22 protein-coding genes and 1 other RNA gene are annotated in these 25897 nt (G+C 66.5%); 5 read left to right on the top strand and 18 right to left on the bottom strand.

The features are described from left to right. Positions 1 to 171: 171 nt before the first annotated feature. The gene (locus LL972_RS03155; protein ID WP_016901223.1) at positions 172 to 654 is read right to left on the bottom strand and encodes an Lrp/AsnC family transcriptional regulator; all 483 of its coding nucleotides are present in this window, start codon (positions 652 to 654) and stop codon (positions 172 to 174) included. Positions 655 to 781: 127 nt separating this feature from the next. Between LL972_RS03155 and phhA the strand changes: the two genes are divergently transcribed. Together phhA and LL972_RS03145 are read left to right on the top strand one after the other, a co-directional pair. Continuing rightward, positions 782 to 1672, top strand: a complete 891-nt coding sequence (phhA, locus tag LL972_RS03150) for a phenylalanine 4-monooxygenase (RefSeq protein ID WP_228326348.1) — start codon at positions 782 to 784, stop codon at positions 1670 to 1672. A gap of 68 nt (positions 1673 to 1740) precedes the next feature. After that, positions 1741 to 2385 carry a DMP19 family protein gene (locus tag LL972_RS03145; protein ID WP_228326347.1) on the top strand — a complete coding sequence of 215 codons (645 nt, stop codon included), beginning with the start codon at positions 1741 to 1743 and terminating at the stop codon, positions 2383 to 2385. Positions 2386 to 2510: 125 nt separating this feature from the next. Here the strand turns inward: LL972_RS03145 and LL972_RS03140 are convergent, their stop codons facing one another. The 14 genes from LL972_RS03140 to LL972_RS03075 all read right to left on the bottom strand — a co-directional run bounded on the left by LL972_RS03140 (position 2511) and on the right by LL972_RS03075 (position 19640). After that, positions 2511 to 4127 (bottom strand): diguanylate cyclase domain-containing protein, encoded by a 1617-nt coding sequence (locus LL972_RS03140; RefSeq protein WP_228326346.1) that lies wholly within the window; start codon positions 4125 to 4127, stop codon positions 2511 to 2513. A gap of 2 nt (positions 4128 to 4129) precedes the next feature. Then, positions 4130 to 5596: an ATPase domain-containing protein gene (locus tag LL972_RS03135; protein ID WP_228326345.1), complete on the bottom strand. Its 1467-nt coding sequence runs from the start codon at positions 5594 to 5596 to the stop codon at positions 4130 to 4132. After that, positions 5593 to 6027: a hypothetical protein gene (locus tag LL972_RS03130; RefSeq protein WP_228326344.1), complete on the bottom strand. Its 435-nt coding sequence runs from the start codon at positions 6025 to 6027 to the stop codon at positions 5593 to 5595. The genes LL972_RS03135 and LL972_RS03130 overlap by 4 nt, the downstream gene beginning before the upstream one ends. Before the next feature lie 438 nt (positions 6028 to 6465). Next, positions 6466 to 8202: a peptidase M61 gene (locus LL972_RS03125; RefSeq protein ID WP_228326343.1), complete on the bottom strand. Its 1737-nt coding sequence runs from the start codon at positions 8200 to 8202 to the stop codon at positions 6466 to 6468. A gap of 200 nt (positions 8203 to 8402) precedes the next feature. Continuing rightward, on the bottom strand, positions 8403 to 9521 hold the full coding sequence (locus tag LL972_RS03120; protein ID WP_228326342.1) for a GDSL-type esterase/lipase family protein: 1119 nt from the start codon (positions 9519 to 9521) through the stop codon (positions 8403 to 8405). A 287-nt stretch (positions 9522 to 9808) separates the two neighbouring features. After that, positions 9809 to 10471: an RpiB/LacA/LacB family sugar-phosphate isomerase gene (locus tag LL972_RS03115; RefSeq protein ID WP_228326341.1), complete on the bottom strand. Its 663-nt coding sequence runs from the start codon at positions 10469 to 10471 to the stop codon at positions 9809 to 9811. 269 nt (positions 10472 to 10740) lie between these two features. After that, positions 10741 to 11496 (bottom strand): 2-dehydro-3-deoxy-D-gluconate 5-dehydrogenase KduD, encoded by a 756-nt coding sequence (gene kduD, locus LL972_RS03110; RefSeq protein WP_228326340.1) that lies wholly within the window; start codon positions 11494 to 11496, stop codon positions 10741 to 10743. A 180-nt stretch (positions 11497 to 11676) separates the two neighbouring features. Further along, positions 11677 to 12531 (bottom strand): 5-dehydro-4-deoxy-D-glucuronate isomerase, encoded by an 855-nt coding sequence (gene kduI, locus LL972_RS03105; protein ID WP_228326339.1) that lies wholly within the window; start codon positions 12529 to 12531, stop codon positions 11677 to 11679. A 417-nt stretch (positions 12532 to 12948) separates the two neighbouring features. Continuing rightward, positions 12949 to 14007 carry a LacI family DNA-binding transcriptional regulator gene (locus LL972_RS03100; protein ID WP_172453409.1) on the bottom strand — a complete coding sequence of 353 codons (1059 nt, stop codon included), beginning with the start codon at positions 14005 to 14007 and terminating at the stop codon, positions 12949 to 12951. Between the two features lie 141 nt (positions 14008 to 14148). After that, a complete protein-coding gene (locus tag LL972_RS03095) occupies positions 14149 to 15732 on the bottom strand; it encodes a family 43 glycosylhydrolase (RefSeq protein ID WP_228326338.1) in 1584 nt (527 codons plus the stop codon). 235 nt (positions 15733 to 15967) lie between these two features. Next, entirely contained in the window at positions 15968 to 17251 is a 1284-nt protein-coding gene (locus LL972_RS03090) for a TRAP transporter large permease (protein WP_104586363.1), read from the bottom strand. Next, on the bottom strand, positions 17251 to 17772 hold the full coding sequence (locus LL972_RS03085) for a TRAP transporter small permease (protein WP_016901233.1): 522 nt from the start codon (positions 17770 to 17772) through the stop codon (positions 17251 to 17253). The genes LL972_RS03090 and LL972_RS03085 overlap by 1 nt, the downstream gene beginning before the upstream one ends. A gap of 10 nt (positions 17773 to 17782) precedes the next feature. Next, complete coding sequence (locus tag LL972_RS03080) at positions 17783 to 18781, bottom strand: TRAP transporter substrate-binding protein (protein ID WP_228326337.1); 999 nt, start codon at positions 18779 to 18781, stop codon at positions 17783 to 17785. A 37-nt stretch (positions 18782 to 18818) separates the two neighbouring features. After that, the gene (locus LL972_RS03075) at positions 18819 to 19640 is read right to left on the bottom strand and encodes a 2-keto-4-pentenoate hydratase (protein WP_228326336.1); all 822 of its coding nucleotides are present in this window, start codon (positions 19638 to 19640) and stop codon (positions 18819 to 18821) included. A 140-nt stretch (positions 19641 to 19780) separates the two neighbouring features. Here LL972_RS03075 and LL972_RS03070 point away from each other — a divergent pair, with 140 nt between their 5' ends. The 3 genes from LL972_RS03070 (at position 19781) to LL972_RS03060 (ending at position 23644) form a co-directional block, all read left to right on the top strand. Further along, entirely contained in the window at positions 19781 to 20881 is a 1101-nt protein-coding gene (locus LL972_RS03070; protein WP_429002108.1) for an alpha/beta hydrolase, read from the top strand. Continuing rightward, positions 20878 to 22500, top strand: coding sequence for a carboxylesterase/lipase family protein (locus LL972_RS03065; protein ID WP_228326334.1), 1623 nt, complete (start codon positions 20878 to 20880; stop codon positions 22498 to 22500). The genes LL972_RS03070 and LL972_RS03065 overlap by 4 nt, the downstream gene beginning before the upstream one ends. Positions 22501 to 22819: 319 nt before the next feature. Then, a complete protein-coding gene (locus tag LL972_RS03060) occupies positions 22820 to 23644 on the top strand; it encodes a rhamnogalacturonan acetylesterase (RefSeq protein ID WP_228326333.1) in 825 nt (274 codons plus the stop codon). A gap of 81 nt (positions 23645 to 23725) precedes the next feature. Here the strand turns inward: LL972_RS03060 and LL972_RS03055 are convergent, their stop codons facing one another. The 3 genes from LL972_RS03055 to LL972_RS03045 form a co-directional block, all read right to left on the bottom strand. Then, positions 23726 to 24874, bottom strand: a complete 1149-nt coding sequence (locus LL972_RS03055; protein ID WP_228326332.1) for an aldo/keto reductase — start codon at positions 24872 to 24874, stop codon at positions 23726 to 23728. Between the two features lie 253 nt (positions 24875 to 25127). Further along, positions 25128 to 25200, bottom strand: a non-coding RNA gene (locus tag LL972_RS03050) — sX9 sRNA. Positions 25201 to 25303: 103 nt separating this feature from the next. Next, a complete protein-coding gene (locus tag LL972_RS03045) occupies positions 25304 to 25771 on the bottom strand; it encodes a metallophosphoesterase family protein (RefSeq protein ID WP_228326331.1) in 468 nt (155 codons plus the stop codon). Positions 25772 to 25897 lie beyond the last annotated feature (126 nt).

Here is a 25897-nt window from a genome sequence, read left to right as displayed (position 1 = left end):
GAAAGCGCAGGCATGCGCGGCGCGTCCCACTCGGGCGACGAGCTGGCTGGCCCTGCCGGGCTGGCGGATCGACGAGGAGACATGCCGGACGCGGCCGGATGTTAGGTAAATGTAAATCGTTATCGTTTGAGAGGCAAGTCACAGTGCGTGCTTGTCCTGCAGCCCGCCGGATCAGCCCAGATGCGAGAGCGGCAAGCCTTCCGGCGCTTTCACCGTGCGCAGGACGAAGCTGGAATTGACGTCGGACACACCGGTCGCGTTGAGCAGGCGGTCGAGCAGGAAGCGCGAGAAATGCTCCAGGTCGCGTACCTGCACCTGCAGCAGGTAATCCATGTCGCCGGTGAGCGCCCAGCAGGCCACCACCTCGTCCCAGCCGCGCACGCCGTCAGCGAAATGTTCGATATCGGCCTGGCCGTGCTGCTCCAGCTGCACCCGCACGAAGGCCTGCAGCCCCAGCCCCAGTGCCTTGGCATCCAGGCGCGCGCCATAGCCGGCGATGATGCCGGCCGCCTCCAGCCGCTGGGTGCGGCGCAGGCAGGCCGAGGCCGACAGGTTGACCTGCACCGCCAACTCCGCATTGCTGCTGCGCCCCTGCGTCTGCAGCAGGGCGAGCAGGCGCAGATCGGTGCGGTCCAGGGCGATTGGCTGGTCCATATGTTGCGCAGCAGCAGCGAGTGACGCACGAATCTTGCGCCCTGAAGCATCGGACACGCAAGATTCGCAATCCCGTTGCGCGGCCATCCGGCTAAGGTGAGCGCTGATCATCGGGAACCGCCGCCGCATGAACATCGCACCGCAACGCGTCGAGAATCAGCTCACCGACAAGGGCTATGTGCCGGTCTACACCACCGCCGTGGTCGAGCAGCCGTGGGACGGCTACAGTGCCGACGACCACGCCACCTGGGGCACCCTGTATCGCCGCCAGCGCGCGCTGCTGGTCGACCGCGCCTGCGACGAGTTCCTGCAGGCGCAGGATGCGATGGGCATGGGCGAGACCCACATTCCGCGTTTCGATGCGCTCAATGCAGTGCTGCAGGCGGCCACCGGCTGGACCCTGGTCGGCGTGCAGGGCCTGCTGCCGGAGCTGGATTTCTTCGAGCATCTGGCCAACAAGCGCTTCCCGGTGACGTGGTGGATCCGCCGCCCCGATCAGATCGACTACATCGCCGAACCGGACCTGTTCCATGACCTGTTCGGGCACGTGCCGCTGCTGATGAATCCGCTGTTTGCCGACTTCATGCAGGCCTATGGCCGTGGCGGGGTCAAGGCGCACGGCATCGGCGCGGACGCGCTGCAGAACCTCACCCGCCTGTATTGGTACACGGTGGAATTCGGCCTGATCGCCACGCCGCAGGGGCTGCGCATCTTTGGTGCCGGCATCGTGTCGTCCAAGGGCGAATCGCTGCATGCGCTGGAATCACCGGCGCCCAACCGGATCGGCTTCGACCTGCAACGGATCATGCGCACGCGCTACCGCATCGACAGCTTCCAGAAGACCTACTTTGTCATCGACAGCTTTGCGCAGTTGATGAGTGCCACCGCGCCGGATTTCACCCCGATCTATGCCGATCTTGCGCAGCAGGCGCAGGTGCCGGCCGGCGCGGTGCTGGAGACCGATCGGGTCATCCAGCGCGGCAGCGGCGAAGGCTGGAGTACAGACGGCGACGTGTGAGGCTGCACCGACTCGACACCACCGCCGAGCCGGACTATGGTCAAACCTCCCCACACCGCCTTCGCTCAATGGACCTGACGCAGCTTCGCATCCGGCGCTTGGAGCTGGACGACACCCGCCTGCTGTTCACCCTGGCCAACGGCATCCGCATCGACGAGCCGATCCAGGCGCATCGGCTGTTGTTCAAGGCAGCGCCGCCGCAGCGCGCGCAATGGCAGCTCACCGACGACGGCTTCGGAGTGAACTGGCCGGCAGTGGCGCCGCCCACGGCAGACGGGCTACTCAACATGCCCGAGCTGTTGTGGCGCCGCCGCAGCGCACGCGCGCAAACCAAGCTGAGCGCGCTGCGCGGGCGCATGGAAGCCTTGTCGCCGGGCGAGCGCGAGCTGGTGGCCTTGGCACGGCTGGATGCGGACATGAGCGAGAGCGGCTATGCACGCTATTTCGACCGCTGGGATGCCGCCACCCGACGTGACGCATTGCAGGGGCTGGGCGCGATGGGCGCGGCGCAGGCGCGCCAGGCGATCGAAGGCCTGGGCACGGTGTTCGAACGCCTGGAAGAAGATCCCAACCTGCTCAGCATCGAAGACATCCTCGATGCCATGAGCGAGACCGACCGCCAGCGCGTGGATGGCTGGGAAGAGGTCTACTACCGCCGCTGCGGCGAACTGGCCCGGCTGGGGCTGACCCACTACGGGGTCGACAAGGCCTAAGCACGCGGGCGCTCGCCGCCTGGCGCTATGCGGTGATGCCGCGCATCGACGATGCAAGCGCTGTCAGGTGCGCGCACCGACTGTCCGTCGTCGACTTGCGAACACCGCTGCGCACCCGGGCAGGCTCACTGGCTGCGCGGCAGCCGTTGGCCACGCGGACGCCGGCCCAACGGCAATGACAGGGTGAACGTGCAGCCCTTGCCGATCCCGTCACTGCTGGCGGTGACGCTGCCGCCGTGCGCCTGGACGATCTGCCGCACTACCGCCAGGCCGATACCCAATCCTGCACCGTTGAATCCGATCGCATGCGTGTCCTGCATGAACGGCTCGAAGATGCGCTGCAGCGCATCGTTGTCGATGCCGATGCCGTTGTCGCTGACCACGATGATGGCGCGGCGCCCGTGCAGGCTCAGCTGCAGGCCGATGCTGCCGCCTTCGGGAGTGTATTTGGAGGCGTTGTCCAACAGGTTGCGCAGCACTTGCGACAGGCGGACACCGTCGCCGTGCAGCAGGATCGGCTGCGGCGGCAATTGCAGCGCAAACGACTGCTGACGTGCGGTGATCAGTGGCGCACACGCTGCCGCCGCGGCCTCGACAACCGCGTGCAGATCGATGGATTCCTTGAGGATGCGCAGTTTCCCGGTGCGCACGCGCGACAGGTCGAGCAGATCGCCGATCAGGCGGGTCATGTGCTGCACCTCGTGCTCGATGATGTGCCGCATCGGAAGCGACTCCACGTTGGGCAAGCTGTTGAGCATCGAACTGGCAGCCAGGATCGGCGTCAGCGGATTGCGCAATTCATGCGCGACGAATGCGAGCATCTCGTTCTGTCGTTGCACCCCTTGCTCGGCTGCCGCATGCAACTGCTGGGCATTCAGCGCAGCCAGAATCAAGGCGCTGTTGGCCTGCCGCAACGCGTCGTGCGGATCGTCCGGCAGCGGCTGCGGATCTGCAGCGGCCGGCACTGGACCGGAGTGCTCCAGGTCTAACGCCATGCAATCGCGGTAGAACATGAAACGCGCCGCGACATTGCGCTTGGCGCAGTACATCGCATCGTCTGCATGCTGCAGCAGCGTCATTCCGGTCTCGCCATCGTCCGGATACATGCTGATGCCGATACTCGCACCCAGGTGCAGCTCGTGCTTGCCGACCAGGCAGGGCGCATCCAGGCTCTGTACCAGCTCGCTGGTAATCGCCGCAGCCGCGTCGTGGCTGTCGACACCATCCAGCAACACCACGAATTCGTCGCCGCCATAGCGCGCGACGATGCCCGAGGGCGCCGCTGCCGCTGTCAGCCGTTGCGCGGCCAGACGCAGGAATTCATCGCCGGTGCTGTGCCCGAACAGATCGTTGATGCGCTTGAAATCGTTCAAGTCCACAAATAGCAGGGCAATCCGCGTGCTCTGGTGCTGCGCGGCGACGATGGACTGTTCCAGCCGTTCGAACAGCAGCGCGCGGTTTGGCAACTGGGTCAACGGATCACGGTTGGCGTTATGCGCCGCTTCGCGCAATGCGTGCGCGTGATCGTCCAGCTTGGTGTGCGCCAGCAACGAGGACAGCACCAGCTGTTCGTTGGCGGCCTGCAGGTCGCTGTGCAGCGCAGACGGCAACTGGCTCTTTAGACGCGCCAGGTCCTGATGCAGATGCCGCAGTTGCAGCCTGACGCTGCGTGCCTGCCGCCGCAGCTCCGACAGCTCGCGCCTGGCGAGGTCCGTCTCGGCGTTGCGGGGCGGCTGCTCCATGCTCATCCGCCGTCGGCGGCAGCCGGCTTGCGGGTGGACCGGCCGCTGAGCAGGCCTTCCTGCTGCAGCAACGGCGCACCGAGATGCAGACCGGCCTGATCGATATGGAATTCGCGCAGCTCGTCCGAATGCGCGCTGGCCCGTACCTTGACCACCGCCAGGATGCGCCGCAGCCGGCTATCCACTTCGACGTAGCGTTGCACGATGATCGCGTCGGTCATGAACGCCGTCCCGTAGGGGCTGAAGCGCAGATCGGTGTAGCGGTCCTCCAGTTCGGAGGTCATCAACACGGTCACGCCGGTGCCGGCCAGGGCCACCACCAGGCGCGACAGGGACTCGCGGAAGTCTTCGCGAAACGTGGGCGCCAGCGCCAGCTCGAATGCGGACAGCGAATCGATCACCACGCGTGTGGCACCGAGTCGAGCGATTTGCTGCAACAGCAGTGCCAGGATCTCGTCGATCGACAGGTCCGGCGCGCGGCTGTCCACCACACCGACCTGACCGCTGGCGATCAACGCCGACAGCGCCGGCACGCGCGAACGCGGGCCATGCTGTTCGAAGCGCGCCAGCACACCGGTTTCGCCATTGCGGGCACCTTCGGCCAGAAAGGCCGCTGCCAGCAGGCTCTTGCCCGACCCGGACGGCCCGGCCACCAGCAGCGAATAGCCTTGCGGCAATCCGCCGCCAAGCATGGCATCGAGACCGTCGATTCCCATGCCCAGACGTGGTGCCAGGCGCGCCGGCCGTTCGTCCTGGCGGCCACCGGCACTGGGGATCGGCGCGAACACGCGCAGGCCCGCGCTGTCGATGCGGAAGCTGTGCAAGCCCGGCAGGGACGGCCTGCCGCGCATCTTCATGACCTCCAGCTTGCGCACCATCGAATTGCGCTGCACGCTATGGCGCAACCAGATCAGTCCGTCGGCAACCGTGAACACCGGGTTGGCATCGGTCTCCACGAAGTACTCGCCGATCAGGAAGGTGGTGGATTGCCAGCTGGTCATCAGCATGCCCAGCTGCTGCACGAAACGCTGCAGGTTGTTGTGCACGTTGCCGTCGGCATTGCTGGCCAGCACCACCGAACGGAACGAATCCACGAACACCATCGCCGGCCGATGCGCCTGCACTTCGGCCACGATGCGCAGCAGCACCTGGTCCAGATCGCCGGCCAGGGTTTCTTCGGACAGATTGATGAAATGGATCGCGCTATTGATCGCCTCGGCATCGAAGAAGTCGAACTGCTGCTGGTAGCGCAGCATCTTCAACGGCGGCTCGCCCAGTACGGTGAAATACAGTGCAGGACGCTCGGGCGTTGCCAGTGCAAACATCAGCTGATGCGCCAGCGTGGTCTTGCCGCACCCGGGTGGGCCGGCGATGAGATTGAACGAAAACTCGGGCAATCCTCCACCCAGCACCTCGTCGAGCCCGGGCACTCCGGTCTGCAGACAGTGGATGGCGACTTTGCTGCTCATGGAATGTCCTGCGCGGAAAATCCGCTGGAAAAAGTGACCCAGACCGAGCGCAACAACCGCTCGGTCAAGGTTGGGCCGATCATGCTGACCAGCACCGCATGGAAGGTGTGCACGAAGGCAGCGCCGCCAGCAGCGGCCATCTCCGTACTCTGTTGACTCAGCACAACGCCGACGGTCTCGACAGCATTGCGGTCATCGGATGCCTCGACCGCAGCGAAGGCCTCGTCCAACCATGGAAAATCGTCCTTGGTCAGAAACAACGCACGCTTGAACAGCGCCGCGACACCGCGCGGCCCAAGGATGGGCGCCAGCACCTTTTCGATTTGCTGCAACATCGCCACGACGGTGGACGCGATCGTCGATGCTTCAGCACCCGCAGCGGCCTGTCGTTCAAGAATCGCTACGGCTGCGGCAAGTGCAGGATGATCCATGCCTATGCGCGCGCCTGCGTGAGTGTCGGTCCACTGTATACCTTTCTCGCAGTCGCAGACCGATCGCGAATGAGGCACCTGCATGAGGCTGCTCGCCGACGCGCTGCGCACGCAGCACGCGAAAGCGAACCCATGCCGTCTGCTCGGCAACGTGCCTCAGCCGGGCTGATGCGCAGTATCCGCACGCCACGATGCAGCGCATTGGCTTGCTGGTGCCAGCCGTGCTTTGTGATCTGATCACGGTAAGAACGATGCTGCGTGCGCGATCACTTGCGAGGCTTTAGTTGACTCGCCGCCTACGCTGCAATGCAGATACCCCGCAGCCACTGACGACATGTCTGACGCACTGTCACCGCACTGCGTCGACGATGACGCTGCAACGCTTGTGCATGCCTCGCGCACCGTGGTCACGCGCTGGCAAACGATGACGCGCGCCGCTCACAGCCGGCATTGCGCATCATCCACGCCCGGGACGCGCTCCCATTGCCAGGTGTCCACTTGCTCGCCACGTGGCAGATAGTCCAGATCGAACTCCTTGCCGTCGCGGCGCAGGCGCAGCATCAGGTGCTGGGTCTGATTGCCCTGGATGCCGTCCTGCGGCACCGGCCGCACGATCTCGTCGCCATTGCGTACTCCCGCCTGCGCGGCCGCCGACTCCGCCATCAGGCCGCGCACGATGCGCCTGGGTTCGGCCAGCACCGCCGGCTCGAATCCCAGCACATAGCGCCGCAGTGGCTTGCTGGTCCTGCGAAAGCACGGCCCGAACGCATCCGATGCCGGCAGCGGCGCAGTTCCGGCCAGGAAGGCATGAAAGTCCTGCACCGCCGCCTCGCCCAGCTCTGCCTTCAGCAGGGCCTCCCAATCCGCCTGCGTCGCCTCGCGCTGCTGCCCGATCGCCAGCAGCGCACGCAGCAGGTCATCCAGCGAACGCTTGCCCTGCGATCGCTTGCGTAGCGCGTCGTTGACCGTGGCCAGATACAACATGCCGCGGTCGTAGGCGAGCGTGCGGATGCGGGTGTCCTTCCAGAATCCCTCATCGATGCGTGCGTTCGGCAGGTTTCCCAGCGCATTGGTGTAGTAACGCGCTGCGGTCATGTTGAGCGTCTCCAGAAACTGCTGCGGGGTAAGCAAGCCGAATCGCAGCGGCAGAAGCGCCTCGTAAAACACCGCCGAGCCCTCGCTGAACCAGGTCGTGGACTCGGGCCCGTGCCGGGACAGGTGCGGCTGGTAGGTATGGAACATCTCATGCGACAAGGTGATCTTGATCAGATCCAGATCGGCACCATCCCCTTCGCCATAGGTAGTGACGAAGGACTGGTTCAATGCGGTCCCGCCGCCGGCGTTGACCGGGTTGTAGCGCAGGAAGATCGTGTAGGGCCTGGATTCGGGCTGCGGAAACAGCAGCTCGAACTGGTCGTGCAGCTTGCCCACCCAGGCGGACAACGCGGTCGCATCGAAGGGCGGTTGCCCCTGCCAGGCGACCGAAAACCCGTCCGCCCGCGGCACGCTCGGCCAGCGTCCAACCTCGCCGGCCATGAAGAACACGCCGGACAAGCTGTCGTTGTCGATCTGCGCGACCTGCACGGTCCCCTCGCCGAACGAGCTCACTCCCTTGGCGCCATCGGGCAGCTGCGACAGATCCCAGCGAATGGTCAGCGCGTAGGCCTGCTCCTGCGACGGCAGCGCCAGGAACATGCTCGACAGCGCAGAAAAGGCATGGGCATCGTTGCGGAACGAAATTGGCGGTGCCGGGCCGCGCGGTGGCCGGGTTGCATTGGCCGGGACGCGGTAGTGCAGGCTGAGCGGGCCGCTGAGCGCACGTGGCGCGATCCAGACGCGCAGCGGGCCCTGGTCACCGCTCTCCTGCGCCGTGGCTGCGCGTCCGGCAAGCTGCACCGTCCCCTGCGCATCGGTGGCTTCGATCGCGGCAATGTGCTCGGCAGCGGTGTCCCCGTTTTCCACCTGCATCGGCAACTGCACCACGATGCCGCCGCGCGCAACGCGAAGCGTCGCCAGGCGCAGACGCACCTCCAGCGTGCTCACTTCGCCCTTGACCGCATGCGGTGCCAGCTCCAGGTCCAGCGCAAGCGGAGCAGGCGCCGCTGGCACCGGGCTGGCCAGTACGCCGGTTGCCAGCGTGAGGAGTACACACAGCAGCGACCAGGGAGTTTTCATGCGCGTCGGGCGGTTGGGGATGGCCGATCATGCCGCCGGTCGGGGCCGCCTGCCAGCATGTCGAAGGTCATGCGGCGCACCGCGCGGCGCTGGCTGCAGGCCTGGACCGGGTGACACCGGGGTCACTGCGATGGATCGCCGGGCATCAACTGGGCGGCGCATCTGCAGTGCCGACATGTGCGATGCGCCGAGACGAGGGTTCACCCTGCCGGCTTGGAGAGATAGGCCAACAGCAGCACGAGTGGTTCTTCGCCGGTTTGCTGCAACGCATGGGTGCTGCCCGGGCGCGTCAGCAGCGCATCGCCTGCGGTGACTTCGTATTGCTTGCCATCCAGCGCATACAGCCCACGCCCGCTGATGATGTAATAGATCTCGTCCTTGTCGTGCAGGTGCAGGCCGATGCCGGCGCCTTTGTGCAGCACGCGTTTGCGCAGCACGAACTGCAGCTGCGGTGCGTCGGCAAAGAACGGATAGGCCGTGGTGGGGCCGGCGCCGCCGTGCGGACCGGGTTGTGGGCGTGCCAGCTCGCGTTCGTGCACCACCAGCGAGGGGTGCGCCTGCGCCGCGCGTTGGGCGGCGGTGTCGGGAGCTGCGCCGCAATCGGCATCGCGGCGCAGCTGTTGTTTGAGATCGGGTTGCAGCTGCACCCAGCCCTGCACGACCAGGCAGGCCACGGCCGTGGCGCCGGCGCGGCTGAAGTGGGTGCCGTCGGCTTTGCCTTGTGCGGGAACGAAGAGGAAATAGGGTCTGGCCGCCTGTTCGCCGAGGGCGCGGATCCAGGCGCTGGAACTGGCGTCGAGATCGATCAGGCCGACGTGTTCCTGCGCGGCGAGTTGCTGCATGGCCAGGGTGTAGCGGCCGTGGGTGTCGAGCAGCGCACCGAAGTCATAGAGCAGGCGGGCCGCGGGCGTGATCAGGATCGGCGTGGCGCCCTTGTCGCGCGCAGCGGCAATGTAGCGGCGCAGGAACTGTACGTAGTCGCCTTGCGCGTCGGTATAGCGGGTGGGATCTTCGCGTTTGGCGTCGTTGTGGCCGAACTGGATCAGCAGGATGTCGCCACGTTGCAGCTCCGTTGCGATCGTGTCGAGGCGCCCTTCGGCGATGAAACTGCGGGTGCTGCGGCCACCCTTGGCATGGTTGCGCACCTGCCATTGCGCCGGGTCGAACCATTCCTGCAGCATCTGGCCCCAGCCGGCTTGCGGCGCGCGCTCCGGGCCGTATTCGGCGGCGGTGGAATCGCCGGCGATGAAGATGCGATGTGGATCGGCACGTGCGTTATTTGCGCAGAGCAGCAGCAATGCGAACAGCAGCAGACGCATGGTGGGCTCCGGGAACAATGCTAAGTACACGACGCTGTTCCTTCTCCCATTGGGAGAAGGTGCCCGAAGGGCGGATGAGGGCGCGGCGGCACAGGAAATGTTGGACGGCCGTACTGTCGTCTCAAGCCTTTCAAGCCTTCCCGTTCAGGCCAGCTGTCCTCCGCCGCGGCCTCACCCCAACCCCCGCTCCGCGCGCCGGCCCGCGCCGGCAGCGCGGGCTCCAAGGCACGCGCGCCAGTGGCGCGCGAACAGTGTCCTCTCACCCCGCGGGAGGAGGGCTTTAGGCGTTACGCTGCTGCGGCGGCGGCTTCGGGCTTGCCCACTACGCCAGCGACGAAGGCGCGGATCTCGGCGTCCTGTGCGTTGTCGAAGAAGCATTGCTGGAAACGCTCGCCGCCCACGGCCTGCTTGATCAGCTCCGGGTCGATCGCGCGCAGGCCGTCCAGGTAGGACTTGGCGGTGGCCTGCTTGAGCTGGGTCAGGATGCCGGCATTGGCCGCCTGCGATTCGCGACGCTCGGCCGGGTAGCCCAGACCACGCTCGCCGCTAAAGGCCTTTTCGAAGATGTAGCGCACGTTGATTTCCGCGCCCCAGCCGTAGCCCTTGGCGAATGCCAGCGACAGCGCATTGCCGTTGTTGACCTGGGCGAACAGGTAGGCGTCGGTCGGCTCGATGCAATAGCCGCAGAACACGCCCGGATGCGCATTGAGCGACATCATCGCGCCCTGCCCGGTACCGCAGCCGGCGACGACGAAGTCCACGGCCTTGGAGTTCAGCAGCAGGCTGGCGACGATGCCCAGGTGGATGTAGGTCAGGCGGTGGTCGTTGTCACCGTCCATGCCGACGTTGAAGACGGTGTGGCCCTGCTCGCCGGCGACGTCGTTGAGCTGCTGCAGGATCACCGGGTTCTTGCCGGCCTGACTGAACTCATTCATAAGTGCGATTTTCATGGGAATGCTCCGATTGGGTTTGGGGACGTTGTTTCGAATGTGGGATGTGGAATGTGGCGGGTGTGTGCGCTTGGGTGCTGTCTTGATCCGCTTTTCCAGTGCCTTGTCCGGGAGGGATCAAGACGCTGATCGACAACGGACGAAACGTTGCGGGGCCTGCAGCGCGCGTTTGCTCGATGTACGTGCCTGCCGACCCTCATCCGCCCTTCGGGCACCTTCTCCCGGAGGGAGAAGGAAAGACGCAATGCCTGAAGGAAAGCGCGTTTGACTCAGCGTGCCAGCCAGCCGCCGTCCACCGGGATGATGGCGCCGTTGACGTAGTCCGAGGCGCTGCTGGCCAGGAACACCGCAGTGCCGCCGAGGTCGGCCGGTACGCCCCAGCGTGCGGCCGGGATGCGGTCCAGGATGGCCTTGTTGCGGTCCTGGTCGGCACGCAGCTGGGCGGTGTTGTCGGTGGCCATGTAGCCGGGCGCGATGGCATTGGTGGTCACGCCCTTGCTGCCCCACTCGTTGGCCAGCAGGCGGGTGATGCCGGCGATGCCGGACTTGCTGGCGGTGTAGGACGGCACGCGGATGCCGCCCTGGAACGACAGCATCGAGGCAATATTGATGATTTTGCCGCTGCCCTGGGCGATGAAATGGCGGCCGGCGGCCTGCGCCATGAAGAACGCCGACTTGAGGTTGACGTTCATCACGTCGTCCCAATCCTGCTCGCTGAAATCCACCGCGTCGGTGCGGCGGATCAGGCCGGCGTTGTTGACCAGGATGTCCAGGCGACCCAGGCCGTCCAGCGTTTCCTTGAGGATGCGCTCGACCGGCTCGACGCTGATCAGGTTGGCCTGGATGGCAATGAAGCGGCGGCCCAGGCCCTTGACCAGTTCTTCGGTCTCGGTCGGCGCCTGGATGCCGGCGGCGGCGATGTCGGCGCCCGCCTGTGCCAGTGCCAGCGCGATGCCCTGGCCCAAGCCCGTGTTGGCACCGGTGACCAGTGCGACCTTGCCTTCGAGACTGAACGGATTGCTCATTACCTTATTGCTCCTGCTGGATGTGCCACGTTGTGATGAGTGAGCCGCGCGGCGCGCGGCAGAATGCGTTGATGTCGTTTGGACTGCTGCGTCGCCAACGCCTGAGGTAGAGCGCGCTGCCGTTGCCGGTGCCGACCTGGATCGCAGGCGTACCGACCCGAACGATGGCGAGAAACGGGCTTACTTGAGCTGGCAGATGTCCAGCACGTGCATGTCGGTGTAATCCAGGTTCTCGCCGCCCATCGCCCAGATGAAGGCGTAGTTGCTGGTGCCGGCGCCCATGTGGATGGACCACGGCGGCGACACCACCGCTTCGTTGTTCTGGATCACGATGTGGCGCTGCGCCTCGGGCTCGCCCATGAAGTGGTAGACGCGGTCGTTGGCGCCGAGATCGAAGTAGAAGTACACCTCGCTGCGGCGGTCGTGCAGATGCGGCGGCATGGTGTTCCAGACGCTGCCCGGCTTGAGCACGGTCAGGCCCAGCAGCAGCTGCGAGGACTGGCAGGTGGCCGGCACGATGTATTGGTAGATGGTGCGCTCGTTGCTGGTTTCCAGCGCGCCGCGCTCCAGGGCCACGGCATCCTTGATCGAGAGTTGCTTGGTCTCGAAGCGCGCATGCGCCGGCGTCGACGCCAGATAGAACTTGGCCGGGTTGGCGGCGTCTTCGGAAGCGAACGTGACCTCGGTGCTGCCCATCGCCACGTACAGGCCGTCCTTCGGCCCGAGCGTGTAGACGGTGCCGTCCACGGTCACGGTGCCGGTCCCGGCCCCGACGTTGAGGATGCCGAGCTCGCGGCGCTCCAGGAACGGATGGCCGGCGGCGGAAGCGGGTTCGCTCTGCCTGGGCAGTTCCAGCGGCGTGCCGACCGGCGCTGCGCCACCGAGCACGAAGCGCTCGTAGTGGGTGTACTTGAGTGTGACCGCATCGCCGACGAACAGGCCATCGAGCAGATAGAGCTCGCGCAGGTCGTCGTTGCTGGCGCCCTTGATGGCGTCGGGATGGGTGGCGTAGTGGGTCTTGCAGTACAGGGACATGCGCGATCTCCGGTGCCAAGCGCGGGGGGATTGGCTTGCACCAGGCCATTCTACCGACTCTGGTTAACCGGTGTCATTGCGCAGTGCACGATAGCCGCATGGCAGCGTGGCACCGTGGAAATTCCTTCTCCCCTCTGGAGAAGGTGGCGCGTAGCGCCGGATGAGGGGACGAGGCTGCGCGTGGTGTTGGGTGCGGGGCTTGATTGGTCGGGTGGAGGCTTATGTGCCCTCAGCTCATGGCTGAGCTTTCTCAGATGGCTGTCTGCCGCCCCAACCCCGCCCCGCCCCGGCCCGCGCTGGCGGCGCGGGCGCTCCAAGGCACGCGCGCCCATGGCGCGCAAGCCGTGCCTTCTCGCCCCGACGGGAGAGGGGCTTTGTCCCTTGCCTGGCGTCTCCTCGCCTGGGCGTTGACCTGCCTCAATCCTCCGGCGGTTGGCAGGAGTCGCGCACGATCAGGTGCGGGCGCACGCTGGCGGTGGGCAGTTGCGGGGCGTTGTCGGGCTGGATCAGCATCGCCGCGGCGGTGCGGCCGGTGTCGCGGGTGTGGCGGCGCACCGAGGTCAGCGGCGGCCACAGGCGGGAGGCCAGCGAGCTGTCGTCGTAGCCGATCACCGACAGCTGGCGCGGGATGTTGATCCCCGCCCGCAGCGCAACCTTGTAGATACCTGCGGCCATTTCGTCGTTGCCGGTGAAGATGGCAGTGGGGCGTTTCTTGCCCAGCAGCAGCTTTTCGGCCGCGGCCACGCCCGATTCGAAGGTGTAGCCGGCTTCGACGATGCGCTCGGGCGGCAGTTCGATGCCGCGCCGGGTCAGCGCGTCGGCAAAGCCGGAGGTGCGCTCGATCGAGGACCGGTAGGCGCTGGGGCCGGTGACCAGCGCGATGTCGCGGTGGCCGAGCGAGAGCAGGTAATCGGCCGCCTCGGCGGCGCCGTCGCGGTCGTGGGTGATCACCGTCTGCGAGGTGGCGTCCAGCGCGACCGAGGCGATGCGGGTGTAGCGGCAGCCGATCTCGGCCAGCATGTCGGCCAGCGCCTGGTCCTCGGAGGCGCGCGGCACCAGGATCACGCCGTGCAGCTTCTGCGCCTGGGCGAAGCGGCGCACGCCTTCGATGTAGCCGGGGCTGCGGCTGTCGCAGGGGTGCACCACCAGCTCGAAGCTGGAGCCGCGCAGCGCGTCCAGCGCGCCGTACTGCATGTCCACGATGTACTGCGCGGTGGGGTTGTCGTAGACCATGCCGATCAGGAACGAGCGCCGGAACGCCAGCCCGCGCGCGAGCGGATCGGGCGCGTAGCCGACCTCGCGCATCAGTGCCTCGACCTTCTCGCGGGTGTCCTGCCGCACCAGCGGCGAGTTGTTGATGATCCGCGACACGGTCTTCTTGGACACGCCCGACATCCGCGCGATGTCGTTGATCGTGGCTACCTTGCCCTTCGGCAGGCCGGGCATTCCCTCTTCGGGCATCTTGCGGGCGGGCATAGCGGTCAACCAGTGAAGTTGATTGGATTCTACCGGCCAGACGGCCGGCAGACCTGAGCGAAGCCTGCCGCCACCCCGGACCCGCCGTGCAGGACGCGCCGCAGCCGGCAGCGCGGCGGCATGCCCGGCGATGCAGAACGGTCAGTCCAGGGCGCGGTAGCGGAAGTTGCGGAACTCCACCTGGCCCTGCCCGGCGGCATACAGCGCCGGTTTCAGTGCCAGGAACTTGCCGGCCACGTTGTGGTGGTAGCCGGACACTTCCATCTGCACCGGGTACTTGGTCCAGGTGGTGCCGTCGGTGCTGCTGTGAATGGTGACGATGTGGCGGTTGTTGGTGACGCGCAGCCACAGATCGCCGCCCTTGCTGCTGGGCGCCAGCTTGGCCGGGCGCTCCTCACCGTAGCGGTGCATGACGAACTGCTCGCCATTGCTGCCGACGCCGGCGTAGAGCTTGTCGCTGTAGAACAGCAGCGCCCCGCCCTGCCCGCCCGGTGCCACGGTCATCTGCACCTCGAACTGGTAGGCCTGGTCGGTGGCGATCACCGTCAGCGGCGAGGCGTTGCGCGGGGCGCTGCCCTTGCCCTGCAGGCGCAATACGCCATTGCCCACCTGCAGCCGCTTGGCCTCGTCGGCGGCCGGGTTGAAGAAGGACCACTGCGGGCCCAGCGTGCTGGCGCGGAAGTCGTCCGACAATGCCAGCCCATGCGGCAAGGCCTGACCGCTGGGCTTTTTCAGCGGCGTGCCCAGGTCGCCGCCCTTGGCGACGAACCAGCCATCCGGAGTCCACTCGATCGGGTCGAGCAGTGCCTGCCGGCCCAGCGTCCAGTAGCCGTGTTCGTAGCCGTGATAGAGCATCCACCAGCGCTGGTCGGTGCCTTCCACCAGGGTGGCGTGGCCGCGCGACCACCACGGCTCGTCGGCGCTCCTGGTGCGGGTGATCGGGTTGTTGGGCGCGTTCTGCCAGGGGCCGTGGATCGAGCGCGAACGCGCGGTGATCACCATGTGCCCGGTCGGCGGGCCGGCGGTGCCGCCGACGGCGGTGGTCATGTAGTACCAGCCGTTGTGGCGGGTGATCTTGGGGCCTTCCTGCGCGTAGCCTTCCACGTCCCAGCTTTCCGGATATTTCCAGCCGTCGTAGACGTGCTTGGGCGTGCCGACCACCTTCAGGCCGTCGTCGGAGAGCTGCACGTAATCGCCGCCACTCAGGAACAGGTAGCGCTTGCCGTCTTCGCCCACCGCATGGCCGGGGTCGATGTACTTGCCCAGGCCGATATCAATCGGCTTGCTCCACGGGCCGGTGATGTTGTCGGCCCAGACCACGAAGTTGCTGCGCTCGCCCTGGTCGCCACGGCGCGCCGGGAAGTAGATGTAGTAACGCTTGCCGTGCTTGATCAGGTCCGGCGCCCAGATCGCACCGACGTTCTGGGTGATGGCGTGGCCCAGCGGCTGCCAGTTGACCAGGTCGCGCGAATGCCAGATCGGCAAGCCCGGATAGGCATCGAAGGAGGACAGCGTGAGGTAGTAATCCTGCCCGTCCTTGAGCACCGACGGATCGGGGTGATCGCCGGCCAGTACCGGGTTGAGGAAGGTGCCGTTGCCCTGATCGGCAATGCGCTGATGTTCGATGCCGCGCTTCCAGTCGGCCGCGGCACTGAGCCCGGCGCACAGCAGCAGACCGCTGGCCAGCAGCCAACGCAGACGGGGTGAAGCGATACGCACACGCATGCTTGCTCCTTGTCCCCGCACGACGGGGCGATGCAGCGGCCGACGCCTGGAGCGTCGGCCGCATGGATGACGGCGAACCACCTGCCAGCAGCGGCGCTGCGAACAGCGTCTGCCGCGTCGCCGGGCGGTTGTCAGGCGACGGTCGGCGCGCGGACATCGCGCTGCACGCACTGTGCAGGCCAATGCCACGCACCGACGACGCCCGCCTGACGGACGCCTTCGGGATCGCGGTCGTTTACGCGCGCAATGCGCGTGGCAACCAAAGCGACAGTTCGGGGAAGAACGCCACGATCAGCAGCACGCACAAGGCCGCCAGCCAGAACGGCCAGATGGTGCGCATGCTCTGGGCGATGGTGATCTGCCCGATCGAGGTGCCGATGAACAACACCGAGCCGATCGGCGGGGTGATCAGGCCGATGCCGCCGGCCAGCACCATCACCAGGCCGAAGTGGATCGGGTCGATGCCGTAGGCCTTGACCACCGGCAGGAAGATCGGCGTGCAGATCAGGATCTTCGGTGCCAGGTCCATGAACATGCCCAGCAGCAACAGCATCACCACGATCATCAGCAGCACGGTGTTCTTGCTGTCGGCGATGGCCTGCAGGAACTTCACCGCCGCCGCCGGCACCTGCAGGTAGGCCAGCAACCAGCCGAACACCGCCGCAGTGGCGATCACGAACAGGATCACGCCGGTGGTGCGTGCCGCATGCGTGACGGCGGCGAAGAACTCGGCCCAACGCAGCTGGCGATACAGCAACGCAGTGACGATCAAGGCGTACACCACCGCGATCGCCGCGCTCTCCACCGCGGTGAAGATGCCGGCGCGGATACCGATGAAGATCAACGCGACCAGGCCCAGGCCCGGCAACGCGCCGAACAGGCGCAGCGCCACCGCGCGCCAGCCGGGGAACGGCTCGGTGCCGTAGCCGCGATGGCGTGCCACCGCATAGCCGGTGACCATCATTGCTGCGGTCATCAGCAGCGCGGGGAAGATACCGGCGGCGAACAGGTCCGCGATCGACAGCCCGCCACCGGCCGCGGCCGAGAACAGGATCAGGTTGTGCGAGGGCGGTACCAGCAAGGCCACCAGCGCGGCGGTCATGCTCACGTTGACCGCGTAATCGCGGTCGTACCCGCGCTTGATCATCTGCGGGATCATCGTGCCGCCGACCGCCGAGACGTCGGCAATCGCCGAGCCGGACACGCCGCCGAAGAACAGCGACGACAGCACGCTGACCTGGCCCAGGCCACCACGCACGCGCCCCACCAGCGAGGAGGCCAGCGCGATCAGGCGTTCGGAGATGCCACCACGCAACATCAACTCGCCGGCAAAGATGAACAACGGGATGGCGATCAACGACGCCGAGCCGCTGCCGGCGGAAATCTGCTGCACCAGCACCACCGTGGGCAGGTCCAGATACAGCAGCGTGGCCAGTGCGGCCGCGCCCAAGGCGTAGGCCACCGGCACGCCGATCAGCAGCAGCACCACGAAGGTTCCCAACAACATCGCGATGCCCATCAGCGCACTCCTCCGGCCTGGATCGGGCGCAGCACACGCCACAGCTTGTACAAGGCAAAGATCACCATCAGCGCACCGCCGATCGATAGCGGCAGGTAGTTGATGCTCTGCGGCATCTGCGCGCCGGCCATCTTGATGTCCAGGCCATCAAGCAGCAGCGCCGCACTCCACCACGCCAGCACCGCACCGATGGACATGATCATCAACGGGCGGATCAGGTCAAACACGCGGCGCACCAGCGGCGGCACGTGCTCGCCCAGCAGATAGAAGCCGAAGTGACGGTTGGTATGCACGCCGGCGGCCGCGCCCAGGCTCAGCGCGGTGCTCAGCAGCAGCAGCGTCACCGGCTCGGTCCAGCTGGGCGAATCGTTGAGCACGTAGCGGGTGAACACCTGCCAGCCCTGCACGACCACCAGGCCCAGCAGCGCGATGGAGGCCACGCCAACGGCGGTATCGGAAACGCGGTCCAGCGCGCGCTGCAACGGCGCGACCGGGACGGCGACGGTCTCAGGTTCGGTCATCGGGTCACCTCTATGCAAAATCGCGGATGCGGCGGTACAGCGCTTCGATCTCCGGCTGCTTGCGGTATTCGGCCAGCAGTGGCGCGGCGGCGGCACGGAACGCCGGCATGTCGACCTGATTGAGCTTGACGCCGTAATCGATCACCTGCTTGCGCGCGACGGTCTCCGAGGCATCCCACAAGTTGCGCATCACCGGGACCGAGGCGCGTGCCAGTTCCACCACCAAGGCGCGATCGTCCGGGCGCAGCGATTCGAAACTCTGCCGCGACATCACCAGGATGTCCGGCGCATAGGAATGCTCGCTCTGCGACCAGTAATGCGCGGCTTCGAAATGCCGGCTGGACTGGAAGCTGCGCATGTTGTTTTCCGCACCGTCGATCATGTGCGTTTCCATCGCAGAGAACGTCTCGCCCAGCGACATCGGGGTGGGATTGGCACCCAGCATGCGCATCAGCTTGAGGAAGATGTCCGACGAGGCCACGCGCAGTTTCAGGCCCTTGAGATCTTCCGGGCGGTGCAGCGGGTGCTTGGTGTTGTAGAAGCAACGCGCGCCGGAATCGTAGATTGCCAGGCCCACCAGATCGCGCTGCTCGAAGCTGCGCAGCACGCTGTCGCCGACATGGCCGTCGATGGCGCGGCGCAGATGCGGCACCGAGTCGAACACGTACGGCAGGCACAGCGCCTGGGTCAGCGGAAAGGTGTTGTTCAATGCGCCCGAGTACACGCGGGTGATGTCGATGGCGCCAAAGCGCGCCATGTCGATCGCCTCCGACTCGCGGCCGAGCTGGCCAGAGTGGTATTGGCGCAGCTTGAGCCGGCCATTGCTGCGTTGTTCCAGCTGCTTGCCGAACCACCGCACCGCTTCCACGGTGGGGTAGTCGCCGACATGCACGTCGGTGGCGGTCAGCAACTGCCCGCCGGGGATCGGCGTGGTGGCACCCGCGCCCAGCCAGGGGCTGGCCGCGGCGGCACCGAGCCCGGCACCGAGGAAATGTCTGCGTGTGATCATTGGCGCCCTCCCAAGCGTCTGGTCACTGGGTCCGGCGTTACTTGGCGGACACAGCCGTACAGGAAATGTCGCCGATGCCGGCGAAGCGAATCAGGGCATGCTGTCCCACTTCGATGTCATGGATACCGGTGGCATTGCCCGTGGCAATGAGATCACCGCGCTTGAGCGGACGCCCGCGCCGGGCCGAACGGCTGAGCGCAAACGCGTAGGCGGCGCGCAGTCCGCCCGGCAACGTGGTGGCCCCACCGGTGCCGACCACCTGATCGTCGATCAGGGTTTCGGCGGTCAGCGCGGACTCGTCGCGCGCCAGCCAGTCGGTCACTTCCGGGCCCAGAATCAGGCCATTGTTGTTGCCGAAGTCGGAGATCACCACGCGCGGGCCCAGCTTGTTGATGGTGGCCAACGGGCTGCTGGCAATCTCCACGCCGATGAACAAGGTGGCCGGCAGCTGCGCCGCCTGCTCCGGGGTGAAATGGGTCTGCTCGGCCGGCGCGTCCGCGTCCAGGCGCAGCACGTACTCGGCCTCGACCGCGCCGAAGCCGCCTTCGTAGATCGGGAACTCGGTTGTTCCACCGGTAGCATTCCAGAGCTTGTGCGAGAAGATCGGGCCGAGCAGGCGCTCGTCGCCGGAATGGTCGCGGCGCTCGGCAGCGATATAGCCCACCTTCCAGCCAACCACCTGGTCGTCCCACTGGCTGATGGCGATATCCTGCACTTGGTAGGCAGTGACCAGATCATCGGGGATTTGCCCGGGAAAGTCCGGCAGCGATGCCCCTGCACGGCGTGCCTCCACAAAGCGCTGGGCGATCTGCGACAGCGAGGATGTGGATGTTGGTGGGGTGGCGGCGTCGTTGCTCAAGGGTGTCTCCCTGATAGGTGTTTTTGTTGCACTGCCAATCGACAGTGGCACGGTGTGCTGTATATGGTAAACCGGTGTCATTGGCAATGTGCAGTGCGGCAAAACTGGCCGCAGTAACGAAGCAACCCTGGGAGGGGTGGATGGAACAGACAAGCCCGACGCGGTTTTTTGCCGCGTTTTCGAGCCTCATGCGCCGGTGCATGACGGGAGTGGTGGTGATGGGATCGCTGCTGGCAGGGCCGGTGCTGGCCGCCGAGGCACCCGGCGCCGAGACCGCAGCCGAGCAGGCCAGCCGGATCCTGCTGTGGCCCAAGGGGATGGCACCGGGAGACAAGGCACTGCCGCAGCCACAGCGCATCGTCCAACGCAGCAGCGACCCTGCGCTGCCCGATCGCTACATCCAGCAGATCAGCACGCCTTACCTGGTGGTCTACCGGCCCAGGCAGCCGAACGGCACCGCCCTGCTGGTCACCCCCGGCGGCGGCTACCAGCGCATCGTGCTCGACAACGAAGGCAGCGCGCTGGTGCCCAGCTTTGTCGACCAGGCCGGCATCACCTTGTTCGTGCTGCGCTACCGGCTGCCCGGCGAAGGCCACCCGAACGGCGCCGACGTGCCGCTGGCCGATGCACAGCGTGCGCTGCGGCTGATCCGCGCCAATGCCGCCCGCTACGGCATCGACACGCAGCGGGTCGGGGTGATGGGCTTCTCGGCCGGCGGTCATGTCGCCGCCAGCCTGGGCACCCGCTACGCCGCGCAGGTGTACCCGCAGGTGGATGCAGCCGATGCGCTGAGCGCGCGGCCGGATTTTGAACTGCTGATCTATCCGGTCATCGACATGGACAGTGCCAACGCGCACCCGGGCTCGCGCGAGCGCCTGCTCGGCAGCAGTCCAGGCGCGGCGCAGGTGCGCGCCTATTCGCCGCAACTGCATGTGGATGCCCGCACGCCGCCCAGCTTCCTGCTGCATGCGCAGGACGACACCGTGGTGCCGGTGCGCAACAGCCTGCTGATGCACGAGGCGCTGCTGCGCGCCGGCGTGGCGAGCGAGCTGCATGTGTTCCCGCAGGGCGGCCATGGCTTCGGCACCGCCAGCGGCACCGGCCTGACCGTGGCCGCCTGGCCGCAGCTGGCGCAGGCCTGGATCGCGCATGTCACCATGGCGCAGACGCCTGCATCTGCATCTGCATCTGCATCTGCACCGACACCGGCAGGTCTACCGGCGCAGGACCTGGCGCGATGACAGCGCCTTCCACGCCCGACGCGCGCCGACGCACGCTGCTGCGTGGCGGGTTGCTTGCCACTGCCGCAGCAGCGCTGCCCGGCGTCGCCGGCGCGGCCGCACCGCCGCCGCCACGCGAGGACAGCGCGCCGCTGGCACGCGTGCGTGGCGGCGCGCTGCGCGGCTATCGCGACCAGGGCATCTGCGTGTTCAAGGGCATCCCGTACGGCGGCGACACCGCCGCGCGGCGCTTTCAGGCACCTGTGGTGGAAACGCCTTGGCAGGACGTGCGCGATGCCGGCGCCTACGGTGCAGCCGCACCGCAACTCAAGGCCAGCGAACCCACCAGCGAGGAGTGCCTGTTTCTCAACGTGTGGACGCCGGGCCTGCGCGATGGCGGCAAGCGGCCGATCCTGTTCTATATCCACGGCGGCGGCTACACCACCGGCTCCGGCAGCGACCCGCTGTACGACGGGGTGCGCCTGTGCAAGCGCGGCGACGTGGTGGTGGTCACCGTCAATCACCGGCTCAACCTGTTCGGCTATCTGTCGCTGGCGCAGCTGGGCGATGTCGGCTTTGCCGACTCCGGCAATGCCGGGCAGCTGGACCTGATCCAGGCGCTGCAGTGGGTGCGCCAGCACGCGGGCGAATTCGGCGGAGATGCCGGCAACGTCACCGTGTTCGGCCAGTCCGGTGGCGGCGCCAAGATCGCCACGCTCATGGCGATGCCGGCCGCGCGCGGCCTGTTCCATCGCGCCTGGACCATGAGCGGGCAACAGGTCACCGTGGCAGGGCCGCGCGCGGCCACGCAGCGTGCGCAGCTGCTGCTGGATGCGTTGAAACTTGCGCCAGGGGAGCTTGCGCGCATCCGCACGCTGCCGGTTGCGCAGCTGCTGGCTGCCGCGCAGCTGCGCGACCCCTCGCGGGTGGAAAACAGCGCGCTGTACTTCGGCCCGGTGCTGGATGCGCGCAATGTGCCGGTGCACCCGTTCTGGCCGACCGCGCCACTGCAATCTGCCAGGATTCCGCTCGTGATCGGCAATACCCGCGACGAGACGCGCGCGTTTCTCGGCAACGACGCGAAGAACTTCGCGTTGAGCTGGGACGAGCTGCCGGCCAGGCTGGAAAGCCAGCAATACGTCGACCTGTTGCCGCAGGTGGTGATTGCCGAATATCGCCGTCTGTATCCGCAGTACTCGCCTTCGGATGTGTTCTTTGCCGCGACCACGGCGGGCCGCTCGTGGCGCGGCGCGGTCGAGGAGGCCGAAGCGCGTGCACGCCAGGGCGCACCGACCTGGGTGTATCAGCTGGACTGGGGCTCGCCGTTGGATGGCGGCAAGTTCGGCGCCTTCCACACGCTGGATATTCCGCTGGTCTTCGACACCATTGCGCAGCCCGGCGCGCGCACCGGCGACAGCGCCGATGCGCAGCGCATGGCCGCGCAGATGAGCCAGGCACTGCTGGCGTTCGCGCGCAGTGGCGACCCGAATCATCGCGGCCTGCCGCATTGGACGCCGTATTCGCTGCAACGGCGCGAGACGCTGCTGTTCGATACGCCGAGCCGGCTGGAGCACGACCCGCGCGGTGGCGAGCGCAAGCTGTATCAGCAAGCGCCTTTTATTCAACGCGGCACGTTTTGAGTGCTGCGTGGTGGAGCGCGACCTCGCGCGGGCTGGTGGCCGTCTGCAGCGGCAGGGTTTTTGCCGCTACATGGTGGCGCCAATCAAGGCGTGGCCCCGGTGATCGTCTTGCGGCTTTTTGGCGGCTTTGGTCTTCCAACTCGATTTCGGCGTCTGCCTGGCTTTCATCTTCCGACTGACATCCGTTCCTTGATCGCTTCTTCGTCTCAGGTGACTCATGCGCTTCCTGTCTCTCGTACCGCTGGTTCTGCTGGCAGCAACCGCTACACCTGCTGCACACGCTTTTGAGGCGCCGCCTGCCGGGGCGTCACCTGCACCCATGCCCGCTTCCGACGTGCCCGCGACCGGCACGCAGCTTGCCGCCAGCAAGATCGTGCTGGTCGGCGATTCCACTACCGCCGTGCAAGGTGGCTGGGGGCCGAGCTTCTGCGCGCAGCATGTGACCTCGTTCCTGAGCTGCCTCAATCTGGCGCGCGGCGGCCGCAGCACCTCCAACTACCGTGCCGAAGGGTCGTGGGAGATCGCGATGAAGGAGCTGCGCAGTGGCGGTTATCGACAGGTCTATGTGCTGATCCAGTTCGGTCACAACGACCAACCCGGCAAACCGGGGCGTTCCACCGACCTGACGACCGAATTCCCCGCCAATCTGCGCCGTTATGTGGCCGAGGCGCGCGCCGCCGGTGCGATTCCGGTGCTGGTCACGCCATTGACGCGGCGGCAGTTCGAGCGCGGCCAATTAGTGGATGACCTGGGCCCGTGGGCGGAGGCCACGCGCAAGGTTGCGCAAGAATTGCAGGTGCCGTTGATCGACCTGCATACGCGCAGTCGTGCGCTGGTGCAGGGCATGGGCCCGGTGTTGGCGATGCGGCTGGCGCAGCGGCCTGCCGATCCCGAGCAGGTGCTTGCCGCGCAATCGGGCACCACCATCGGCAAGACCCCGGCGCAAACCGCATCGACGCCACCCACGTTTGCTGTTGCCGCTGCGCGTGCACAGGACAACGCCAGCGCCGAGCCGATGGGCCAGGCCAAGCTGGCATTCGATTACACCCATCTGGGTGCGGACGGCGCCGATCTGTTCGCGGCGATTGTCGCCGACGAACTGGCCAGGCAAGTGCCTGTGTTGCGGCCGCTGTTGATTCCGTGATGGGTGAGGTGATGCCTGCAGTGTGACGTGATGCATCGCAAGCGCAAGCGTTTGCGATGGCACTCTCACCACGCGTAAGGCTCAGCCCAGCACAGGCACCGGCGCATCCGCTTCGATCACCTGCTCGCGCTTGAGCTCTTCCCATACCGCTGCCGGAATCGCCACGCGCATCGAGGCCGCATTCGCATGCGCCTGCTCGGGGGTGCGCGCACCCGGAATCACCGCGGACACCACCTTGGGTGCGGCGGCAAACTGCAGCGAGACCGTGCGCAGATCCACGCCGTGGCGCTCGCAGATGGCGAGTGCTTTCTGGCGCTTGGCTGGCGCCCACTCTGGCACGGTGCCGTCGTAGAGATACCGCTCGCGGCCGGCCAGATAGCCCGCCAACAACGGCGCACCGACCACCACCGACGCGCCGTGCTTTGCGATCTTCGGGAAGGTGTCGTGCAGCGCCTGCGCGTGGTCGAGCAACGAATACTGGCAGGCCAGCAGGAAGATATCCGGATCGGCCTCCTCGATCGCACGCAAGGCCGGCTCGGGGCGATTGACGCCAAAGCCCCAGGCCTTGATCAGGCCCTCCTTGCGCATCTTGGTCAACTCGGGCATCGCGCCTTTCACCGCCTCGGCAAAGCGCTGTTCCCACGGCATGCCGAGGTCTTTCTCGTTCTCCGGCGACAGGTCATGGATGTAGGCGATATCGATCTGCGACACGCCCAGCCGCTGCAGGCTGTCTTCGATGGACCGACGCACGCCGGAGGCGCTGTAGTCGTAGCGATAGTCGAAGGGCGACGGCTGCTGCCACATCGTCTTCGGCGGTTTGTCGGTGGCGGTGAGCAGGCGCCCGACCTTGGTCGACAGCACGTAGTCGTCTGCGGCGTGATTGTGCAGATGGTGGCCGGTACGGCGCTCGGACAGGCCCAGGCCGTACCACGGCGAGGTATCGAAGTACCGCACGCCCGAGGCCCACGCCGGCGCCAGGGTCGCTTCGCTTTGCGCATCGCTGGTGGGCGCAAACCCGTTGCCGATCGCCACGCCACCAAAGCCCAGGCGACTCGACGGCCGATAGCGCGCGCCCTTGGCTGCGGGATTGGTCGGCAACGCGGAAGCGGCGGCCTTGCCGCGCGTAGGCATCACGCTACCCGGTGCGGAGGTCTGTGCCAACAACGGGGCGGCGGCCAATGCCGCGGTGCCGGCAGCGGCGGCGGAAAGGAACTGGCGACGGGTATTCATGGGGGAAATCCTTGCAGCGACTCGATGCACAAGGATGGTCCCGCCTGCGTGCAGACAAGGTCAGCGCAGGGACCGCGGGCCTACACATACAGGCAACGAACGGCCCGCGTGCAGGTTTAGACAAGCAGGCACGTCAGCACAGGTTGTCAGCGGTCGCTGCTGGTGGTCATCGCATGCACCGCATGCTCAGGGCATGCGGAAGTGGCCTGCGTGCCGGGCCGATGCATTTCATCGCACGGCATTGTCTAAAAGCGACCAACAAAACGTAGCGGTCTTCAGGTGGGTGCGGACGGCGCGCTCAGAAGCGCAGTGCACGCATGGCACATGCCGATTCCGAGCACCGACCGCGCCTGCCTGACGGCTGTGCAGTCGTTTTGCTAGCCACTCCAGATCCCTGCACAAGTTCTTATTGCGTGGATCCAACGTCCATCAGCGTATTTCCAGCAGTTGCACCCGTGCCCGCGGTGGGCCATCGCCCAGCCACAGCGTGCCCACACTGATCGGCAAGCTGAAGCGACGCGGGCCGGCGCTGCCCGGATTGACGTACAGCACCCCGTCGCGCGTCTGGACCGCTGGCTTGTGCGAATGTCCGCTGATGATCACATCTGCGGCGACATCCGCTGCCAACGTTTTCAGATCGTGCAGCACATGGATGCGCACGCCTGCGATCAGCAGGTCCAGCGTTTCCGGAAGCTGCGCTGCCCACGGCGTGTTGTCGATATTGCCGGCGATCGCATGCAACGGTGCCAGCGCGCCCAGCGCGGTGAGGATCTCCGGCTTGCCCACATCGCCGGCATGGATGATCGCCGCGCAGCCCTGCAACGCGGCCAAGGCCTCAGGCCGCAGCAGGCCGTGCGTGTCGGAGATCAGGCCAATGCGTAAGGCTGCAGCCGTCATCGGGTGTGGGTGAAGGTGGCGGGCAATGAGGATGCACTGCCGGGTGATGCCGTTGCGTCAACGTGGCGCCTTTTCGCGTCGGCAGCATGTTCAGCAGCCAACCTCGCCACGGCAGCTGTTGCCTGG

Source organism: Xanthomonas campestris pv. asclepiadis (assembly GCF_020784175.1).
GTDB lineage: Bacteria > Pseudomonadota > Gammaproteobacteria > Xanthomonadales > Xanthomonadaceae > Xanthomonas > Xanthomonas campestris_D.
Note: the sequence above shows the minus strand (reverse complement) of the source record. Positions and strands in the feature narration are given on the sequence as shown.

What these genes read in the sequence shown, in the direction of transcription:
- LL972_RS03155 (WP_016901223.1), bottom strand. Translation starts at nt 654, where the DNA reads ATGGACCAGCCAATCGCCCTGGACCGCACCGATCTGCGCCTGCTCGCC.
- phhA (WP_228326348.1), top strand. Translation starts at nt 782, where the DNA reads ATGAACATCGCACCGCAACGCGTCGAGAATCAGCTCACCGACAAGGGC.
- LL972_RS03145 (WP_228326347.1), top strand. Translation starts at nt 1,741, where the DNA reads ATGGACCTGACGCAGCTTCGCATCCGGCGCTTGGAGCTGGACGACACC.
- LL972_RS03140 (WP_228326346.1), bottom strand. Translation starts at nt 4,127, where the DNA reads ATGGAGCAGCCGCCCCGCAACGCCGAGACGGACCTCGCCAGGCGCGAG.
- LL972_RS03135 (WP_228326345.1), bottom strand. Translation starts at nt 5,596, where the DNA reads ATGAGCAGCAAAGTCGCCATCCACTGTCTGCAGACCGGAGTGCCCGGG.
- LL972_RS03130 (WP_228326344.1), bottom strand. Translation starts at nt 6,027, where the DNA reads ATGGATCATCCTGCACTTGCCGCAGCCGTAGCGATTCTTGAACGACAG.
- LL972_RS03125 (WP_228326343.1), bottom strand. Translation starts at nt 8,202, where the DNA reads ATGAAAACTCCCTGGTCGCTGCTGTGTGTACTCCTCACGCTGGCAACC.
- LL972_RS03120 (WP_228326342.1), bottom strand. Translation starts at nt 9,521, where the DNA reads ATGCGTCTGCTGCTGTTCGCATTGCTGCTGCTCTGCGCAAATAACGCA.
- LL972_RS03115 (WP_228326341.1), bottom strand. Translation starts at nt 10,471, where the DNA reads ATGAAAATCGCACTTATGAATGAGTTCAGTCAGGCCGGCAAGAACCCG.
- kduD (WP_228326340.1), bottom strand. Translation starts at nt 11,496, where the DNA reads ATGAGCAATCCGTTCAGTCTCGAAGGCAAGGTCGCACTGGTCACCGGT.
- kduI (WP_228326339.1), bottom strand. Translation starts at nt 12,531, where the DNA reads ATGTCCCTGTACTGCAAGACCCACTACGCCACCCATCCCGACGCCATC.
- LL972_RS03100 (WP_172453409.1), bottom strand. Translation starts at nt 14,007, where the DNA reads ATGCCCGCCCGCAAGATGCCCGAAGAGGGAATGCCCGGCCTGCCGAAG.
- LL972_RS03095 (WP_228326338.1), bottom strand. Translation starts at nt 15,732, where the DNA reads ATGCGTGTGCGTATCGCTTCACCCCGTCTGCGTTGGCTGCTGGCCAGC.
- LL972_RS03090 (WP_104586363.1), bottom strand. Translation starts at nt 17,251, where the DNA reads ATGGGCATCGCGATGTTGTTGGGAACCTTCGTGGTGCTGCTGCTGATC.
- LL972_RS03085 (WP_016901233.1), bottom strand. Translation starts at nt 17,772, where the DNA reads ATGACCGAACCTGAGACCGTCGCCGTCCCGGTCGCGCCGTTGCAGCGC.
- LL972_RS03080 (WP_228326337.1), bottom strand. Translation starts at nt 18,781, where the DNA reads ATGATCACACGCAGACATTTCCTCGGTGCCGGGCTCGGTGCCGCCGCG.
- LL972_RS03070 (WP_429002108.1), top strand. Translation starts at nt 19,781, where the DNA reads ATGGAACAGACAAGCCCGACGCGGTTTTTTGCCGCGTTTTCGAGCCTC.
- LL972_RS03065 (WP_228326334.1), top strand. Translation starts at nt 20,878, where the DNA reads ATGACAGCGCCTTCCACGCCCGACGCGCGCCGACGCACGCTGCTGCGT.
- LL972_RS03060 (WP_228326333.1), top strand. Translation starts at nt 22,820, where the DNA reads ATGCCCGCTTCCGACGTGCCCGCGACCGGCACGCAGCTTGCCGCCAGC.
- LL972_RS03055 (WP_228326332.1), bottom strand. Translation starts at nt 24,874, where the DNA reads ATGAATACCCGTCGCCAGTTCCTTTCCGCCGCCGCTGCCGGCACCGCG.
- LL972_RS03045 (WP_228326331.1), bottom strand. Translation starts at nt 25,771, where the DNA reads ATGACGGCTGCAGCCTTACGCATTGGCCTGATCTCCGACACGCACGGC.